At 67.9% G+C, this 17,221-nt stretch carries 14 protein-coding genes, 1 tRNA gene and 1 riboswitch; of the genes, 12 read left to right on the top strand and 3 right to left on the bottom strand.

Features of this window, described 5'->3' with window-relative positions; genetic code table 11:
• Positions 1–29 precede the first annotated feature (29 nt).
• The 12 genes from pepN to gcvPB all read left to right on the top strand — a co-directional run bounded on the left by pepN (position 30) and on the right by gcvPB (position 12,896).
• Entirely contained in the window at positions 30–2,684 is a 2,655-nt protein-coding gene (pepN, locus tag GRI75_RS00450) for an aminopeptidase N (protein WP_160744980.1), read from the top strand.
• Positions 2,677–3,459: a peptidoglycan editing factor PgeF gene (gene pgeF / locus GRI75_RS00445; RefSeq protein ID WP_160744979.1), complete on the top strand. Its 783-nt coding sequence runs from the start codon at positions 2,677–2,679 to the stop codon at positions 3,457–3,459. The genes pepN and pgeF overlap by 8 nt, the downstream gene beginning before the upstream one ends.
• Positions 3,460–3,629: 170 nt before the next feature.
• Positions 3,630–4,199, top strand: a complete 570-nt coding sequence (gene petA, locus GRI75_RS00440) for a ubiquinol-cytochrome c reductase iron-sulfur subunit (RefSeq protein ID WP_202389510.1) — start codon at positions 3,630–3,632, stop codon at positions 4,197–4,199.
• Between the two features lie 16 nt (positions 4,200–4,215).
• On the top strand, positions 4,216–5,511 hold the full coding sequence (locus GRI75_RS00435; protein ID WP_160744978.1) for a cytochrome b: 1,296 nt from the start codon (positions 4,216–4,218) through the stop codon (positions 5,509–5,511).
• A 28-nt stretch (positions 5,512–5,539) separates the two neighbouring features.
• A complete protein-coding gene (locus GRI75_RS00430; RefSeq protein ID WP_160744977.1) occupies positions 5,540–6,412 on the top strand; it encodes a cytochrome c1 in 873 nt (290 codons plus the stop codon).
• A gap of 34 nt (positions 6,413–6,446) precedes the next feature.
• Positions 6,447–6,983, top strand: a complete 537-nt coding sequence (locus GRI75_RS00425; RefSeq protein ID WP_160744976.1) for an adenine phosphoribosyltransferase — start codon at positions 6,447–6,449, stop codon at positions 6,981–6,983.
• A 99-nt stretch (positions 6,984–7,082) separates the two neighbouring features.
• Positions 7,083–7,156 (top strand) — tRNA-Gly (locus GRI75_RS00420).
• Positions 7,157–7,557: 401 nt separating this feature from the next.
• Positions 7,558–7,788, top strand: a complete 231-nt coding sequence (locus GRI75_RS00415; RefSeq protein WP_160744975.1) for a hypothetical protein — start codon at positions 7,558–7,560, stop codon at positions 7,786–7,788.
• 182 nt (positions 7,789–7,970) lie between these two features.
• A riboswitch (glycine riboswitch) is annotated at positions 7,971–8,064 on the top strand.
• Positions 8,065–8,223: 159 nt separating this feature from the next.
• Entirely contained in the window at positions 8,224–9,369 is a 1,146-nt protein-coding gene (gene gcvT, locus GRI75_RS00410; protein WP_160744974.1) for a glycine cleavage system aminomethyltransferase GcvT, read from the top strand.
• Positions 9,369–9,740 carry a glycine cleavage system protein GcvH gene (gcvH, locus tag GRI75_RS00405; RefSeq protein WP_160744973.1) on the top strand — a complete coding sequence of 124 codons (372 nt, stop codon included), beginning with the start codon at positions 9,369–9,371 and terminating at the stop codon, positions 9,738–9,740. The genes gcvT and gcvH overlap by 1 nt, the downstream gene beginning before the upstream one ends.
• Before the next feature lie 157 nt (positions 9,741–9,897).
• Complete coding sequence (gene gcvPA / locus GRI75_RS00400) at positions 9,898–11,259, top strand: aminomethyl-transferring glycine dehydrogenase subunit GcvPA (RefSeq protein ID WP_160744972.1); 1,362 nt, start codon at positions 9,898–9,900, stop codon at positions 11,257–11,259.
• Complete coding sequence (gcvPB, locus tag GRI75_RS00395) at positions 11,256–12,896, top strand: aminomethyl-transferring glycine dehydrogenase subunit GcvPB (protein ID WP_160744971.1); 1,641 nt, start codon at positions 11,256–11,258, stop codon at positions 12,894–12,896. The genes gcvPA and gcvPB overlap by 4 nt, the downstream gene beginning before the upstream one ends.
• Positions 12,897–13,081: 185 nt before the next feature.
• Here gcvPB and GRI75_RS00390 read toward each other — a convergent pair whose 3' ends face one another.
• From GRI75_RS00390 to GRI75_RS00380, 3 genes are all read right to left on the bottom strand, one after another.
• A complete protein-coding gene (locus GRI75_RS00390; RefSeq protein WP_160744970.1) occupies positions 13,082–14,011 on the bottom strand; it encodes an electron transfer flavoprotein subunit alpha/FixB family protein in 930 nt (309 codons plus the stop codon).
• A 108-nt stretch (positions 14,012–14,119) separates the two neighbouring features.
• Positions 14,120–14,866 (bottom strand): electron transfer flavoprotein subunit beta/FixA family protein, encoded by a 747-nt coding sequence (locus GRI75_RS00385; RefSeq protein WP_160744969.1) that lies wholly within the window; start codon positions 14,864–14,866, stop codon positions 14,120–14,122.
• Positions 14,867–14,885: 19 nt separating this feature from the next.
• Positions 14,886–16,979 carry an ATP-binding protein gene (locus GRI75_RS00380; protein WP_160744968.1) on the bottom strand — a complete coding sequence of 698 codons (2,094 nt, stop codon included), beginning with the start codon at positions 16,977–16,979 and terminating at the stop codon, positions 14,886–14,888.
• Positions 16,980–17,221: the final 242 nt, after the last annotated feature.

Genomic DNA, 17,221 nt, shown 5'->3' with positions numbered 1-17,221 from the left:
TAACGCTCAGCAGGAAGACCCCAGGCCTTATGGATATCGCCCGCACGCCATCGACCCCGGACGGCAACTTCGAGATGGCCGATGCCGCGACGGAGCCGAGGGAGCCGGCGCTGATCCGGCGCGAAGATTACCGCCCGTTCCCCTGGCTGGTACCGCAAGTCTCCCTCGCCTTCCGGCTCGGCCTGGAGAAGACGCGGGTCAAATCGGCGCTGACGGTGAACCGCAACGCCCGCGCCGATCACAGCTCCACGATCCGCCTCAACGGCGACGGCCTCACGCCGCTGGAGGTCACGGTGGACGGCGAGGCGATCAACAGCTGGTCGCTGGACGGCGGCGACCTGATGTTGACCCTGGCGGGCGACAGCCACCTGATCGAGATCGTCACCGAGATCGATCCCTCTGCCAATTCCCAGCTCATGGGCCTCTATGCCTCGGGCGGAATGCTCTGCACCCAGTGCGAGGCAGAGGGTTTCCGCCGCATCACCTTCTTCCCCGACCGGCCTGATGTCCTCTCGACCTACAAAGTGCGGATGGAAGGGCCGCGGGACGCCTTCCCGGTGCTGCTGTCGAACGGCAACTGCGTCGCCAGGGGAGAGGCGGACGACGGCACGCACTGGGCGGACTGGCACGATCCCTGGCCCAAGCCGTCCTACCTCTTCGCGCTCGTCGCCGGCGATCTGGTCGCAAACCGCGACACGTTCATCACAATGAGCGGGCGCAAGGTCGATCTGGCCATCTGGGTGCGGGAAGGGGATCTCGAACGCACCGCCCACGCGATGGATTCGCTCAAGAACAGCATGAAGTGGGACGAGGAGGCCTTCGGCCGCGAGTACGACCTCGACACCTTCAACATCGTCGCGGTCAGCGATTTCAACATGGGCGCCATGGAGAACAAGGGCCTCAACGTCTTCAACACGAAGTACGTGCTGGCCGACCGGGAAACCGCGACCGATGGCGACTACGACGCGATCGAAGGCGTGATCGGCCACGAATACTTCCACAACTGGTCCGGCAACCGGGTGACCTGCCGCGACTGGTTCCAGCTTTCGCTGAAGGAAGGCTTCACCGTGCTCCGCGACCAGCTGTTCAGCGCCGACATGGGCAGCGCGCCGGTCAAGCGGATCGAGGACGTGCGCATCCTGCGCTCCGCCCAGTTTCCGGAGGACTCCGGTCCGCTGGCGCACCCGATCCGGCCGGACAGCTACCGCGAGATCTCCAACTTCTACACCGCCACGGTCTACAACAAGGGCGCCGAAGTGATCCGCATGATGCGCACCCTGGCCGGGCCGGAGCGCTTCCGGGAGGGCACCGACCTCTATTTCGAACGCCACGACGGCGAGGCGGCGACGTGCGAGGATTTCGTCCGGGCGATCGAGGACGGCGCCGGGCTCGACCTCAAGCAGTTCCGCCGCTGGTACGAGCAGGCCGGCACGCCGAAGGTCTCGCTCCGCCTTGAGCACCAAGGCGACACGGCAACGCTGCACCTCGAGCAGACGGTTCCGCCGACGCCCGGACAGCCGGACAAGCAGCCGGTGCCGATTCCGCTCAGACTCGCACTGTTCGACAGGAAAACCGGCCGCCACGATGGCGAGCAGCTGGTTACGCTGACCGAAACCCGGCAAAGCTTCAGCTTCTCCGGCTTCAGCCAGCCGCCGGTGCTCTCGGTCAACCGCGGCTTCTCCGCCCCGGTCTCGATCGAGCGCGAGACCGCGCCGGAGGATCTCGTCTTCCTCGCCGCCAACGACGACGACGCATTCGCCCGATATGAGGCGATGCAGGACCTCGTCGTGGGTCACTTGCGCGGCCTGCTCAGCGGCTCCATCGGCAAAGCGGAGCGGGGCGAGGGGCGCGAGGCGATCGGCCGGGCCTTCGCAGCGGTGCTCGCGGACGACTCGCTCGACGACCTGATGCGCGGGGAGCTCCTGATCCTGCCGGGCGAAAGCTACCTGGCCGAACAGATGCTGATCGCCGACCCCGCTGCAATCCATGCCGAGCGGGAGAGCCTCAAGGCCTGGCTCGGCTCGACGCTCGAGGGCGAGTTCGCCGCGGTGCACGAGCGGGCCAGCGCGGTGGAGAGCGGCAACTCGCCCGAGGCCAAAGGCGCGCGCAAGGTCAAGACCCAGGCGCTGGTCTACCTCGCCGCCGGGGCGCCGGAACGTTCCGCCGCAATGGCCGCCGCGCAATACGATGCAGCCGACAACATGACCGATCGGCAGGGCGCGCTGATGGTGCTCACCGGGCTCGCCGGGCCCGAGCGGACGCACAAGCTGATCGATTTCTACAACCGGTTCCGCGGCAACGCGCTGGTGGTCGACAAGTGGTTCGCGCTGCAATCGAGTTCGCTCCACCCGCAAGTGCTGGAGCACGTGAAAGCGCTGGCCGAACATCCGGACTTCACCCTGAAGAACCCGAACCGGGTGCGCTCGCTCTACATGCCGTTCACCGGCACCGCGCGCGGCTTCCACGCGGAGAGCGGCGAGGGCTACCGCATGATCGCCGACCTGATCCTGGCGCTCGACCCGATCAACCCGCAGACCGCCGCGCGTTTCGTCTCGCCGCTCGGCCGCTGGCGGCGGATCGAGCCGGTGCGCGCGGCCCTGCTGCGGGCGGAGCTGGAGCGGATCGCCGCCGCGCCGGGCCTGTCGCGCGACACCCACGAGCAAGTGAGCCGCAGCCTTGGCTGAGGTCGCCGAGAAGGTGGAGGTCATCCGCAGCGATGCCTTGCGCGGGATCCCGCACGGGTTCCTCGGCCGCAGGGGCGGGGTCTCGCGTGGCCTCGTCGCCGGGCTCAACGTCGGCCTGGGCGCGGAGGACGAGGAGCAGGCAGTCGTGGAGAATCGCCGCCGGGCCGTCGATGCGGTCCTCCCCGGCGCCGCGCTGGCGACGGTCTACCAGGTCCATTCGGCCGATGCGGTGCCGGTGACCGCGCCCTGGCCGCAGGACGAGCGCCCGCGCGCCGATGCGATGGCAACCGACCGGCCAGGTATTCTGCTCGGCATCGTCACCGCCGACTGCGCCCCGGTGCTGTTCGCCGACCGCGAAGCCGGCGTGATCGGCGCGGCCCATGCCGGCTGGCGCGGCGCTCACGGTGGCATTCTCGAGGCGACCCTGGCGGAAATGGAAGCGCTCGGTGCCAGGCGTGAGCGCATCGCCGCCGCCATCGGCCCGGCGATCGCCCAGGCGAGCTACGAGGTCGCCCAGGGCTTCAGGGACCAGTTCGAGCCTGCGGACGATCGCTTTTTCGCACCCGGGCGCCCCGGCCGCTGGCAATTCGACCTCGAAGGCTATGCCGCAGCCCGGCTCGAAAGCGCAGGCGTGGGCCATGTCGACCGGCTCGGGCTCGACACATATGCCGCCGAGGAGCGATTCTTTTCCTTCCGCCGTGCGACGCACCGGGGCGAGCCGACCTATGGCCGCCAATTTTCGCTGATCGGACTGCCGGCGGACCCCGCGCAGTAGGGCGATAACCACACCGGTCACAATGCTGCCAAAATGCCTGTTGGCATGGCGGGTCGCCTCGTCTATCAGCCGCGCCAAGTCGCGCCCGGGGGGCTCCTTCGGCGTTGCGACCGACCAGATTTCCGGCCCCGTCAATCACCTAGAGCGGGGCTGCAGGCTAAGGCAGGGACATGGCGACAAGCACCGGCACCGCGGACACCGAGACGCTGGCCACCCAAGACGGCGTGCGCCGCAGGGACTTCATCAATATTGCGGCGGTCAGCGCGGCCGGCGTCGGCGGTCTCGCCACGCTCGTGCCGCTGATCAGCCAGATGGCGCCGTCGAAGGACGTGCTCGCCGAAAGCACGACCGAGCTCGACATCTCGGCGATCGAGCCGGGCCAGGCCGTCAAGGCCGTGTTCCGCAAGCAGCCGGTCTTCGTGCGCAACCTGACCCCGCAGGAAATTGCCGCCGCCGACGCGGTCCCCGTCTCCAGCCTGCGCGACCCGCAGTCGCTGGAGGAGCGGACCAAGGAGGGACGCAGCAACATCCTCGTCACCATGGGCGTGTGCACCCACCTCGGCTGCGTGCCGCTGGGCGCCGCCGAGGGCGAGAACAAGGGCGAGTTCGGGGGCTACTTCTGCCCCTGCCACGGTTCGCACTACGACACTGCCGGCCGCATCCGTAAGGGTCCTGCGCCCACCAACCTGCTGGTGCCGGAATACGAATTCACCTCCGACACCACCATCCTGATCGGCTGAGGCGAGAGATACCGAGATGAGCTTCCCCTGGGCCAAGCATTACGAACCGAAGGCGCCGGTCATGCGCTGGATAGACGAGAAGCTGCCGCTTCCGCGCCTCGTCTATAACGCGGTCGGCGCCGGCTATCCGGTGCCGCGCAACCTCAACTACATGTGGAATTTCGGCGTCCTCGCCGGGTTCGCGCTGGTGCTGCAAATCGTCACCGGGGTCATCCTGGCGATGCATTACGCGCCCAACGCGACCGTTGCGTTCGATTCGGTCGAGCACATCATGCGCGACGTCAACTGGGGTTGGATGCTGCGCTACGCGCACGCCAACGGCGCCAGCTTCTTCTTCGTCGTGATCTACCTGCACATCTTCCGCGGCTTCTTCTACAGCTCGTACAAGGCCCCGCGCGAGATGGTCTGGCTGCTCGGCGTCGTGCTGTTCCTGCTTCTGATGGCGACCGCCTTCATGGGCTACGTGCTTCCCTGGGGCCAGATGAGCTTCTGGGGCGCCAAGGTCATTACCGGCCTGTTCAGCGCGATCCCGCTGATCGGCGAGCCGCTGCAGATCTGGCTGCTCGGCGGCTATGCGCCGGACAACGCCGCGCTCAACCGCTTCTTCAGCCTGCACTTCCTGCTGCCGTTCGTGATTGCCGGCGTGGTGATCCTGCACATCTGGGCGCTGCACATTCCGGGCTCCTCGAACCCGACCGGCGTCGAGGTGAAGAGCGAAAGCGACACCGTGCCGTTCCACCCGTACTACACGGCGAAGGACGGCTTCGGACTGGGCGTGTTCCTCATCATCTATGCCGCACTGACGTTCTTCCAGCCGAACGCGCTTGGCCATCCGGACAACTACATCCCGGCGAACCCGCTCTCGACCCCCGCGCACATCGTGCCTGAATGGTACTTCTGGCCGTTCTACGCGATCCTGCGCGCCTTCACCGCGGACCTGTTCTTCCTGCCGGCCAAGCTGCTCGGCGTGCTGGCGATGTTCGCGGCGATCCTGGTGTGGTTCTTCCTGCCCTGGCTCGACAAGTCGCCGGTCCGCTCCGGCCATTACCGGCCGCTGTTCCGCAAGTTCTTCTGGTTCGGGCTGATCCCGGCGATGGCCGTGCTGTTCTGGTGCGGCGGCGCGCCGGCCGAAGAGCCCTATGTCATGCTCAGCCAGATCGCGACCGCCTATTACTTCCTGCACTTCCTGGTGATCCTGCCGATCGTCTCCGCTTTCGAGCGGCCCGAGCCTCTGCCGTTCTCGATCACCGAGGCGGTCCTGGGTTCGGACAAGAAGGCAGTGCTCGGCGAAAACACGACGCCGGCCACGTAAGAACAGGTTTAGGGGAAAGACACGTATCATGGTCCGTCTTATCGGAATCCTCACCGGCCTGTTCTTCACCGTTGCGGTGCTGTGGGCCTTCGCCACCGGCGCCTACACGGCTGCGACCGAAGGGCTCGGCGAAAAGACCGCTGAAAGCGAGTTCCACGAGCATCCGCGCGAGGTGGCTTTCACCCACGACGGTGCGTTCGGTCACTTCGACCGCCAGCAGCTGCAGCGCGGGTACCAGGTCTACAAGGAAGTCTGCTCGGCCTGCCACTCGCTGCGCCTGGTCGCCTTCCGCAACCTGTCGGACCTCGGCTACACCGAAGCCGAGGTGAAGGCCGAGGCGGCAAGCTGGCAGGTGCCGGGCATCGACCCGAACACCGGCGAAGCGACCACCCGCCCGGGCACGGCGACCGACTATTTCCCGAAGCCTTTCGCCAACGACGTGGCGGCCGCTGCGGCCAACGGCAACGCTATCCCGCCGGATCTCTCGCTGATGGCGAAGGCGCGGCATGACGGGCCGGCCTACATCTACTCGCTGCTCGTGGGTTACACCGATCCGGCGACCCACAAGAACGAAGCCGGGCAGACGCTGGCGCAGACGTTCCCGGACTCGATGCCGGGGGCCGGCCTCTACTTCAACCCGTACTTCCCGAACCTCAACCTGGCGATGGCTCCGCCGCTGACCAGCGACGGTCAGGTGACGTATGCCGACGGGACCGAAGCCTCGATCGACCAGATGGCCAAGGACGTTTCCGCGTTCCTCGCCTGGTCGGCCGAGCCGACGCTCGAGAAGCGCAAGCAGACCGGCTGGCCGGTGATCGGCTTCCTCCTGTTCGCCACGATCCTGGCGTTCCTGGCCAAGAAGCAGATCTGGGCGGCAGTGACGCCGAAGCGCAAGGATTGATCGGCCGGCGCTCCCTCCGCGGGGGCCCGGTCCGGTGACCCCCGGAGAACTCAAGGCGCTGATCCGCACGGTGCCGGACTTTCCGGCACCGGGGATCGCGTTTCGCGACATCACCACCTTGATCGCCCACGGCCCCGGCTTTGCGGCGACGATCGACCACATGGCTGAGGCTGCGCGCTTGTCGGGCGCGGTCGCCGTCGCGGGGATCGAAGCCCGGGGCTTCCTGTTCGGTGCCGCCATCGCGGCGCGCCTCGGCCTCGGCTTCGTACCGCTGCGCAAGGCTGGCAAGCTGCCGGTGGCGACGCTCGGCATCGATTACGCGCTCGAATACGGCAGCGCCCGGCTCGAGCTCGACCCCACGCTTGTCGACCCCGGCGAACCCATCCTCCTGGTCGACGACCTCATCGCCACCGGCGGCACCGCGCTGGCCGGCGCTGAACTCCTCCGCCAGGCCGGCGCCCGCGTCGATCACGCGCTGTTCGTGATCGACCTGCCGGACCTGGGAGGCGCGGGCAAGCTGCGCGCCGCCGGCATCGCCCCCTGGGCGCTCTTCGACTTTGCGGGACACTGAACCGGCGGGCCGGGCCGCCTGCGGCCATGAGAGGTCGAAACGGCCCGACAGCGCTTGACGCCGCCCCGCCCTTGGTGGCAATCGGCGCTCCCGGAGCAAGCGGGTATAGCATAGTGGTAATGCGCCAGCCTTCCAAGCTGGTGAGGCGGGTTCGATTCCCGCTACCCGCTCCACCGTCCCGCTCCTGTCCTCCGGCACGCGCCCTTTGACTTTCGCATCGCATCCTATGTCGGATTCAGCGCAGCGCGCCGAAGCCGCTTCGGCGCGTGCCAAACAAATCTCGTCGGTTGGCAATCGGCGGCCGGTTGCTTATAACGCCGCAAGGTTCGATACTTTCACGGGACGACCCGTTTTTGTCACGTCTCGTGGGTTAAACGATGTTTTCATAATTGCGCGGCAAAGTGCGCTTGGATAATTTTTCCCTTGCTCCGGGAAACGGATAATGGTTGAGCGTTGAGGACGTGAAATGACGCTCAAGGGGGGCGGTGCTGGAATGGTGCCGTGCCGATTGCGCAGAGTTGATGAGCGCGGGCTTCCCGTGTTCTTCGGCTTCTAAAAAAAGGAAGGGCAACGAATGGTTATTCATAAATCGCTTCTCGGTCTCGCAGCTGCCGGGCTGGTGCTCGGCTCGACTGCCGCGGCCGCTGCTCCGGCTGGTGAAGCACGCGCTGCTTCGTCGGTTTCGGAAGCGGAAGGTCTGGCCGGTGTCGGCACCTTCGGTCTCCTGCTCGGCATCCTGATCGTTGCCGGCGTCCTCGGCATCGTTCTCTCGGACGACGACGACGACGTTGCCGTCAGCCCGTAAGCAATCGAACATCGATTGACGAAAACGGCGGGGCTTTCCCCGCCGTTTTTTTTGGGCTCCTGAGCCGCTCGTTCGCCGGCAAGTGCAAGGCGCACCGAACCTGCTGCGGCGCGCTCGGCGAATTCCGATTGACCGCGCGGTCGTTTCGGTGGAAACCACTCCTGCCCGCCGGGGTTCGCCCCGGCCGCGCCGCGGGAGAGTGTCCGGTCGCCAGCCGGACCGCCGAAGGAGCAACCGCCCCGGAATCTCTCAGGCACAACGGACCGCGGTTCGGCGCAGGGCACTCTGGAAAGCGGGCACCGCGCCTCGGCGTGGCGCTCCACCGAAGGTGTAAGCGCGGCTTCTCGGGCCGTGCCAGGCTCTCAGGTTTCCCGACAGAGGGGGCGATGGACAAAATGCCCAGCCGGGCATCGCCATCGCATGTCGGGAATGAACATGAGCGACGAAGCCGAAGTCGAAGCCGAAGTTCTCGAACAGCTGCCGCTCGACGCGTGGCACCGCGCGCGCGGTGCGCGAATGGTCGGCTTCGCCGGCTACGAGATGCCGATCCAGTACGAAGGCATCCTGGCGGAGCACGAATGGACGCGGCAGCACGCCGGCCTGTTCGACGTCAGCCACATGGGCCAGCTTATCGTCACGGGAGAAGGAGCGGCTGAGGCGCTCGAGGCGCTGCTGCCGGCGGATGTCTCGTCCCTCAAGCGGGGCCGCATCCGCTATTCGCTGCTGCTCGGCGAGGACGGCGGCATTCTCGACGACCTGATGGTGACCAACGTCACCAGGGAGGGGGGCGAGCCCGCCTTTTATCTCGTGGTCAACGGGGCGACCAAGTGGGACGACATCGGCCACTTGCGCGAACACCTGCCCGACGCGATCACACTGACATATCTCGAAGACCGGGCGCTCCTCGCGCTGCAGGGCCCTGAAGCGGCCGCGGTACTCGAGCGGGTCATGCCTGGTGTCACCGGCGAACTGGGCTTTATGCAGTCGACGGAATACGCCTTCGAGGGGGGGCACCTGGCGATCGCCCGCTCCGGCTACACCGGCGAGGACGGGTTCGAGATCTCGGTCGCCGCGGGCCAGGCGGAACGGCTTGCCGAGCGCCTCTGCGCGGAGGCGGAAGTGAAGCCGATCGGCCTCGGCGCGCGCGACTCGCTGCGGCTCGAAGCGGGGCTGCCGCTCTACGGACACGACCTGACGCCGGAGACCGACCCGGTCAGCGCCGGCCTCGAGTTCGCCATCAGCAAAGCGCGCCGGGCGCGAGGCGGCTTTCCTGGGGCGGAGCACATCCTGAAGCTGCTCGATGAAGGCGCACCGACGCGCCGCGTCGGGCTCGCTCTCGAAGGCCGCATGGCCGCGCGCGAGGGCGCCCCCGTCCATGCCGGCGACCGGCAGGTCGGCACGGTGACCTCCGGCGGCTTCTCGCCCACGCTCGGGCATCCGGTCGCCATGGCTTACGTCGACGCCGCCCACGCGTCCGAAGGCACCGCGCTGGAAGTCGAGGTCCGCGGCAAGCGCCTCCCGGCCCGCGTCGTGCCGATGCCGTTCGTACCCCACCGTTATCACCGCAAAGGAGCCGTCTGATGCCGCGTTACTTCACCGAAGAGCACGAATGGATCGAGGTCGACGGCGACACGGCCACGATCGGCATCACCGATTACGCGCAGGAGCAGCTCGGCGACATCGTCTTCGTCGAGGTCCCCGCCGCCGGCACCGCACTCGCCAAGGGCAAGGAAGCGGCCGTGGTCGAAAGCGTCAAGGCGGCGAGCGACGTCTTCGCCCCGGTCAGCGGCACAGTGATCGAGGGCAACGCTGCGCTCGAGGACGATCCGGCGCTGGTCAACACCGCGCCGGAGGCGGGCGGCTGGTTCTTCAGGCTGACCATCGCCGACCCGGGCGAGCTCGAAGGCCTGATGGACCAGGCCAAGTACAAGGACTTCGTGGCCGGGCTGTAACCGAAAGCCCCCTCCTCTTCAGAGGAGGGGGTTGGGGGTGGTGGCGACGCGAAGCGTCGCGCAGGCCGCAGGCACCACCCCGCTGCGACTAGGCTCACCTGCGGTTCGCCAAGTCTCGCTGCCCCTCTTCTGAAGAGGAGGGGGAAAGGAAAATCGAATGCGTTACCTCCCCCTGACCGACGCCGATCGCTCCGCGATGCTCGACGTTATCGGCGCCGAGTCGATTGACGCTCTCTTCGCCGACGTGCCCGAAGCCGCGCGCCTCTCCAGTCCCATCGAAGGCCTGCCGATGCACGCCGGCGAAATGGCCGTCGAACGGCACATGGCCAGGCTGGCGGCGCAGAACCTGTCTGCGGGGGAGGCGCCGTTCTTCCTCGGCGCCGGGGCCTATCGCCACCATATCCCGGCCAGCGTCGACCACCTGATCCAGCGCGGCGAGTTCCTCACCGCCTACACGCCCTACCAGCCGGAGATCGCCCAGGGCACGCTGCAGATGCTGTTCGAGTTCCAGACCCAGGTCGCGCGCCTGTTCGGCTGCGCGGTGGCGAACGCCTCAATGTACGACGGCTCGACCGCTTGCTGGGAAGCGATCGCGATGGCCGGGCGGGTGACGCGGCGCAGCAAGGCGCTGCTCTCCAGCGGCTTGCACCCGCATTATGCCTCCACCGCGCGGACGATGGCGCGGTTCACCGGCGATGCCATCGTGCATTCCCCGCCCAGGCTGGAGCCCGAAACCGACTTCGCCGCACTGGCGCAAGCGATCGACGGCGAAACAGGCTGCGTCGTCGTCCAGTACCCCGACATCCTCGGCCGCATCGGCGACATGACCGCGCTGGCCGAGGCATGCCACGCCGCCGGCGCTCTGCTGGTGGCGGTGGTGACCGAGCCGGTCTCCCTGGGCGCGCTCAGGTCGCCCGGCGAGATGGGCGCGGACATCGTGGTAGGCGAGGGCCAGGCGATCGGCGTGGGCCTGCAGTTCGGCGGCCCGTACCTCGGGCTGTTCGCGGTGCGCGATCCCAAGCACGTCCGGCAGATGCCCGGGCGCCTGTGCGGCGAGACCGTCGATGCGGAGGGCAAGCGCGGCTTCGTGCTCACGCTCTCGACCCGCGAGCAGCACATTCGCCGCGAGAAGGCGACGAGCAACATCTGCACCAACTCCGGGCTCTGCGCGCTGGCCTTCTCGATCCACATGACCCTGCTCGGCGAGAAGGGGCTGCGGGCGCTGGCGGCCGAGAACCACCGCCTCGCCTGCCTCGCCGCCGACCGGCTGGCCACGGTGCCGGGCGTGACGGTGCTCAACCACAGCTTCTTCAACGAATTCACCATCGTGCTGGAGCGCGACGCCCGCCAGGTGGTCCGCGAGCTCGCCGACCGCGGCGTGCTCGCCGGCGTCTCGCTCGGCCGGCTCTATCCCGACGGCGACCGCCGCGAGAACGGCCTCGTCGTCGCCGTCACCGAAACCGTCACCGCGGAGGACATCGAGACATATGCCTCTGCGCTCGAGGAGTGCCTGCGATGAACGCGCCGAACGCAAGCGGGTGGAAGCCCGGCACTCCCGAAGCGGCCCAGGGCGTGTCCGGCGTCGAGACCGTCACCGGCAACCGCGGGCTGATGCTAGAGGAACCCCTGATCTTCGAGATCGGCGGCGCGGACACCTGCGGCGTGGACTTGCCCACTCCCCCTCCCCTTCAGGGGAGGGGGCCGGGGGGTGGGGGCGGTGCCGACATTCCCCACCCCAACCCCTCCCCTGAAGGGGAGGGGCTTTTGGGCCGGCTCGGCGGCCTGCTCCGCACCGATCCCATCGGCCTCCCCGGGCTCTCCGAACCCGAAACGGTGCGCCACTACACCCGCCTGAGCCGCCAGAACTACGCGATCGACTGCGGCATCTTCCCGCTCGGCAGCTGCACGATGAAGCACAACCCGCGCCTCAACGAGAAAGTCGCCCGGCTCCCCGGCTTCGCCGATCTGCACCCGCTGCAGCCCGAAGCGACCGTGCAGGGTGCACTCGCTGTGATCGACCAGCTTGCGCACTGGCTGATCACCCTCACCGGCATGGACGCAGTGGCGATGAGCCCGAAGGCCGGCGCCCACGGCGAGCTGTGCGGCATCCTCTGCATCCGCGCGGCGCTGGAAGCGCGCGGAGACATGCGCGAGGTCGTGCTGGTGCCCGAGAGCGCCCACGGCACCAATCCCGCCACCGCCGCTTTCGCCGGCTACCGGGTCGAGAACATCCCCGCGACGCCGGAAGGCCGGGTCGATCTGGCCGCGCTCACCGCGCGCCTCGGGCCGGACGTGGCGGCGGTGATGATCACCAACCCCAACACTTGCGGCCTTTTCGAGCGCGAGATGAAGGCGATCTCGGACGCGGTCCATGCCGCCGGCGCGCTGGTCTACTGCGACGGCGCCAATTTCAACGCCATCGTCGGCCGTGTGCGCCCCGGCGATCTCGGCATCGATGCGATGCACATCAACCTGCACAAGACCTTCTCCACCCCGCACGGCGGAGGCGGCCCGGGCTCCGGGCCCGTGGTGCTGTCCGAAGCCCTCGCGCCGTTCGCGCCCCTGCCGTTCGTCCGCAAGATTGGCGATGCGTTCGAACTGATCGAGGAAGGGGACGGCAGCGAAGCCGCTCCGGACAGCTTCGGGCGCATGACCGCGTTCCACGGCCAGATGGGCATGTTCACCCGTGCGCTCGCCTATATCCTCAGCCACGGCGCGGACGGGCTCCGCCAGGTCTCCGGCGACGCCGTGCTGAACGCCAACTACATGCTGCGCAGCCTGGAAGACGTGCTCGACGCACCCTTCGCGGCAAGCGGGCCGTGCATGCACGAGGCGCTGTTCTCCGACCGGCACTTCGCCGAAGGGATCTCCACCCTCGACGTCGCCAAGGCGCTGATCGACGAGGGCTTCCACCCGATGACGATGTACTTCCCGCTCGTCGTCCACGGCGCCATGCTGGTCGAGCCCACCGAATGCGAAAGCAAGGCCAGCCTCGACCAGTTCATCGCCGCCCTCCGCTCCATCGCCGAACGCGCCCGCAGCGGCGACCAGAGCCTGCACCAGGCCCCCCAGCTCGCCCCCCGCCGGAGGCTCGACGAGACGCTGGCGGCACGGAAGCCGGTCCTGGCCTACGAGGATCCGTCGTCCCGGACTTGATCCGGGACCGCTGGCCTCCAGGTCCGGTCCGGGCGGCCAGCGATCCCGGCGTGCGCCGGGATGACGCCTGCGGCAAAGTCCAGCCAGGATGCGCCCGCAATCCGTCGTCCCGGACTCGATCCGGGACCGCTGGCCTCCAGGCTCGACCAGGCGGCCAGCGATCCCGGCGTGCGCCGGGATGACGATTAGAGCTTCGCCGTCAGCTCCGGCACGGCCTGGAACAGGTCGGCCACCAGGCCGATGTCGGCCACCTGGAAGATCGGCGCATCCTCGTCCTTGTTGATCGCGACGATGACCTTGGAGTCCTTCATGCCCGCGAGGTGCTGGATCGCGCCGGAGATGCCGACGGCGATGTAGACTTCCGGGGCGACGATCTTGCCGGTCTGGCCGACCTGGTAGTCGTTCGGCACATAACCCGCGTCGACCGCCGCGCGGCTGGCGCCGACCGCGGCGTTCAGCTTGTCCGCAAGCGGGATGATCAGCTGCTGGAAGGTCTCGCCGTCCTTGAGCGCGCGGCCGCCCGAGACGATCACCCGCGCGCTGGTCAGCTCCGGCCGCTCGCTCGCTTCGGCATCGAGCGAGACGAAGCTGGACAGCCCGGCATCGCCGGGGCCGGAGACCTCCTCGATGCTGCCCGAGCCGCCTTCGGCCGCTGCCTTGTCGAACGCGGTGCCGCGCACGGTGATAACCAGCTTGGGATCGGTGCTCTCGACCGTGGCGATGGCGTTGCCGGCGTAGATCGGCCGCTTGAACGTGCGCTCGCCCTCGACCGCGATGATCTCGGAGACCTGCATCACGTCGAGCAGCGCGGCGACGCGCGGCGCGATGTTCTTGCCGGTCGTGGTGGCGGGCGCGAGGAACGCGTCGTGATGCTCCATCAGCCCGGCCACGAGCGGGGCGACGTTCTCCGCCAGCTGGTGTTCGTAGGCCCCGTCGTCCGCTAGGTGGACTTTGCCCACTCCGGCAATCTTCGCCGCCGCGTCGGCCACCGCGCGGCAGCCTTTGCCGGCCACGAGCAGGTGCACCTCGCCCAGCTTCGCGGCGGCGGTGACGGTGGCGAGCGTCGCGTCCTTCACCACCGCGTTATCGTGTTCGACCAAAACGAGAGTCTTCATTTCAAACCTCAAATGTCCGTTCGTGCTGAGTTTGTCGAAGCACGATGTCGCAAGGGTTCCGCCAATCGCCCTTCGACAAGCTCAGGGCGAACGGGACCTGGTTCCGTGTCAGGCGACGCCGAGCGCCTTCAGCTTCTCGACCAGCTCGTCCACCGATCCGACCTTCTGCCCCGCCTGGCGCACCGGCGGCTCGCCGACGTGCGTCACCCTGAGCCGCGGCGTCGTGTCGACCCCGTAATCGGCCGGCGTCTTGTTCGCGAGCGGCTTGGACTTGGCCTTCATGATGTTCGGCAGCGAGGCATAGCGCGGCTCGTTCAGCCGCAAGTCGGCGGTCACCACCGCCGGCATCGCCAGCCTGACGGTCTCGAGCCCACCATCGACTTCGCGGGTGACCGAGACATGATCGCCCTCGATCTCCACTTTGCTGGCGAACGTGCCCTGCGGCCGCCCGAGCAGCGCGGCCAGCATCTGCCCGGTCTGGTTGCTGTCGTCGTCGATCGCCTGCTTGCCCATCAGCACCATGCCGGGCTGCTCTTCCTCGACCACGCCTTTGAGTATCTTGGCCACCGCCAGCGGCTCGACCTCGTCGTCGCACTGCACCAGGATCGCCCGGTCGGCGCCCATCGCCAGCGCCGTGCGCAGCGTCTCCTGCGCCTTCGCCGGGCCGATGCTCACCGCCACGATCTCGGTGGCCGCGCCCTTTTCCCGCAGGCGGATCGCCTCTTCCACGGCGATCTCGTCGAACGGGTTCATGCTCATCTTCACGTTCGCGAGGTCGACCCCGCTGCCGTCCGGCTTCACCCGCGGGCGCACGTTGTAATCGATCACCCGCTTCACGGGCACGAGGATCTTCATGACGGTTCCTTCGCTCAATCTATTCGAGTTCGAGGATCACCTGGTCGACCACCAGGCTGTCCCCTTCGGACGCGCGCAGTTCCTTGACCGTGCCGGCCTTTTCCGCGCGCAGAATGTTTTCCATCTTCATCGCCTCCACCGTCGCCAGCGGCTGGCCCGGCACGACCGCATCGCCCTGGCCGACATGGAGCGAGACCAGCAACCCCGGCATCGGGCAAATCAGGAACCGCGACAGGTCCGGCGGCACTTTCTCGATCATGTGCCGCGCCAGCGGCGCGATGTGCGCCGGCAGCACGAGCGCCCGGTGCGTGGCGCCATGGGTGGTGATCCGCCAACTCACCCCGTCGCGGCGGACGATCAGGCCCAGGTTCAGGCCGTTGCCGCTGGCAGTGGCGGTGCTGTCGCCCGGCCGCCAGTCGCAAGTGCCCTCGACGCGGTGCCCGTCCACCATGGCGTGCCCGTCGCCGAGCGTCACCGCATAGTCGCGCCCAGCCATCCTTACGGACCAGTCCGACCAGGAACCCGCCACGCCGTCGATCTTGCCGCTCGTCTGCGCCGCCCGCGCGCGGTGGCTGCATTCGATCCCCGCGGCGACCGCCGCCACGGTCCGCAGCAGCTCCTCGCTCGCGGCGGCGCCGGCGAAGCCCTCCGGCCATTCCTCGGCGATGAAGCCGGTCGTCAGCTCGCCGGCCAGGAACCGCGGATGCTGCATGATCGCGCTCAGGAAATCGACATTGTGCCCCAGCCCCTCGATCCGGAACCGGTCCAGCGCCTCGACCTGCAAGCCCGCGGCCTCGCTTCGGGTGGGCGCCCAGGTGATCAGCTTGGCGATCATCGGATCGTAGAACATGCTCACCTCGCCGCCCTCGGCCACGCCGTCGTCCACGCGGACATATCCCTCCCCCTCCCCTTCAGGGGAGAGGGCCAGGGGGTGGGGCTTGTCGGATGGCACAGGCCCCACCCCCATCCCCTCCCCTGAAGGGGAGGGGGGAAAAGGCGCCTGGTGGAACTGCGCTTCGGGCACCTCATACCGTACCAGCCTTCCAGTGCTCGGCAGGAACCCGCGGTACGGATCCTCGGCATAGACCCGGCTCTCGATCGCCCAGCCGTCGATCCCGATGTCCTCCTGCGTAAACGCCAGCTTCTCGCCGGCGGCCACGCGGATCATCTGCTCGACCAGGTCGATGCCGGTGATCGCCTCGGTCACCGGATGTTCCACCTGCAGCCGGGTGTTCATCTCCAGGAAGTAGAAGCTCTCCCCCGTCAGGTCGGCCCCGCTGACGATCAGCTCGACCGTGCCCGCCGAATGATACCCCACCGCCTGCGCCAGCGCGACGCACTGCTCGCCCATCCTGTGGCGCATTGCGGGCGTCACGAACGGCGAGGGCGCTTCCTCGATCACCTTCTGGTGCCGCCGCTGAATCGAGCACTCGCGCTCGTTCAGGTAAAGCACCGTGCCGTGCTTGTCCCCGAGCAGCTGGATCTCGATGTGGCGCGGATCCTCGATGAACTTCTCGATGAACACCCGGTCGTCGCCGAACGAGGCGAGGCCTTCGCGCCGGGTCGCGTCGAATCCTTCGCGCACGTCGGTATCGGAATACGCCAGCCGCATGCCTTTGCCCCCGCCTCCAGCCGATGCCTTGATCATGACGGGATAACCGATTTGGTTACAAATGTCAAGCGCTGATTCCGTATCGGAGATCTCTCCTTCGGAACCGGGCACGACGTTCACCCCGGCCGCGCGAGCCAGCCGCTTGCTCTCGATCTTGTCGCCCATCGCCGCGATCGCGCTGGCCGGCGGGCCGATGAAGGCGATCCCTTCCGCCTCCAGCGCCTCGACGAAGCTCGCCCGCTCGCTCAGGAACCCGTAGCCCGGATGAACCGCCTCGGCCCCGGTCTGCTTGCACGCGGCGATGATCTTCTCGGGCACGAGATAGCTCTCGCTCGCCGCCGCCGGCCCGATATGCACCGCCTCGTCCGCCAGCGCCACGAACGGGCTGCGCGCATCGGCATCCGAATAGACCGCCACCGTCGCGATCCCCATCCGCCGCGCCGTGCGGATCACCCGGCACGCGATCTCCCCGCGATTGGCGATGAGGATTTTTCTGAACACCCTAGCGCCCCCTTACCCCGTCACCCTGAACTCGTATGTGCAAGCACAGCTTCGCTTCCAGGGCCCATCGCGCAGCACGCACGGACCGCGCGGGTGGCGAGATGGATGCTGAAACGAGTTCAGCATGACGATGGTGGAACGGCGTCACTCGGCCGCCTCCCCAATCCCGTCACCCTGAACTCGTTTCAGGGCCCATTCCGCCTCATGCACGGACCGCCCGGGTCGCGGGATGGATGCTAAAC

This window comes from Croceibacterium soli (assembly GCF_009828065.1).
Lineage (GTDB): Bacteria > Pseudomonadota > Alphaproteobacteria > Sphingomonadales > Sphingomonadaceae > Croceibacterium_B > Croceibacterium_B soli.
Note: the sequence above shows the minus strand (reverse complement) of the source record. Positions and strands in the feature narration are given on the sequence as shown.

Bases quoted from the DNA above. Each gene is read 5' to 3' on its own strand.
- pepN (WP_160744980.1), top strand. From the start codon at position 30: ATGGATATCGCCCGCACGCCATCGACCCCGGACGGCAACTTCGAGATG.
- petA (WP_202389510.1), top strand. From the start codon at position 3,630: ATGGCGACAAGCACCGGCACCGCGGACACCGAGACGCTGGCCACCCAA.
- GRI75_RS00435 (WP_160744978.1), top strand. From the start codon at position 4,216: ATGAGCTTCCCCTGGGCCAAGCATTACGAACCGAAGGCGCCGGTCATG.
- GRI75_RS00430 (WP_160744977.1), top strand. From the start codon at position 5,540: ATGGTCCGTCTTATCGGAATCCTCACCGGCCTGTTCTTCACCGTTGCG.
- GRI75_RS00415 (WP_160744975.1), top strand. From the start codon at position 7,558: ATGGTTATTCATAAATCGCTTCTCGGTCTCGCAGCTGCCGGGCTGGTG.
- gcvT (WP_160744974.1), top strand. From the start codon at position 8,224: ATGAGCGACGAAGCCGAAGTCGAAGCCGAAGTTCTCGAACAGCTGCCG.
- gcvH (WP_160744973.1), top strand. From the start codon at position 9,369: ATGCCGCGTTACTTCACCGAAGAGCACGAATGGATCGAGGTCGACGGC.
- gcvPA (WP_160744972.1), top strand. From the start codon at position 9,898: ATGCGTTACCTCCCCCTGACCGACGCCGATCGCTCCGCGATGCTCGAC.
- gcvPB (WP_160744971.1), top strand. From the start codon at position 11,256: ATGAACGCGCCGAACGCAAGCGGGTGGAAGCCCGGCACTCCCGAAGCG.
- GRI75_RS00390 (WP_160744970.1), bottom strand. From the start codon at position 14,011: ATGAAGACTCTCGTTTTGGTCGAACACGATAACGCGGTGGTGAAGGAC.
- GRI75_RS00385 (WP_160744969.1), bottom strand. From the start codon at position 14,866: ATGAAGATCCTCGTGCCCGTGAAGCGGGTGATCGATTACAACGTGCGC.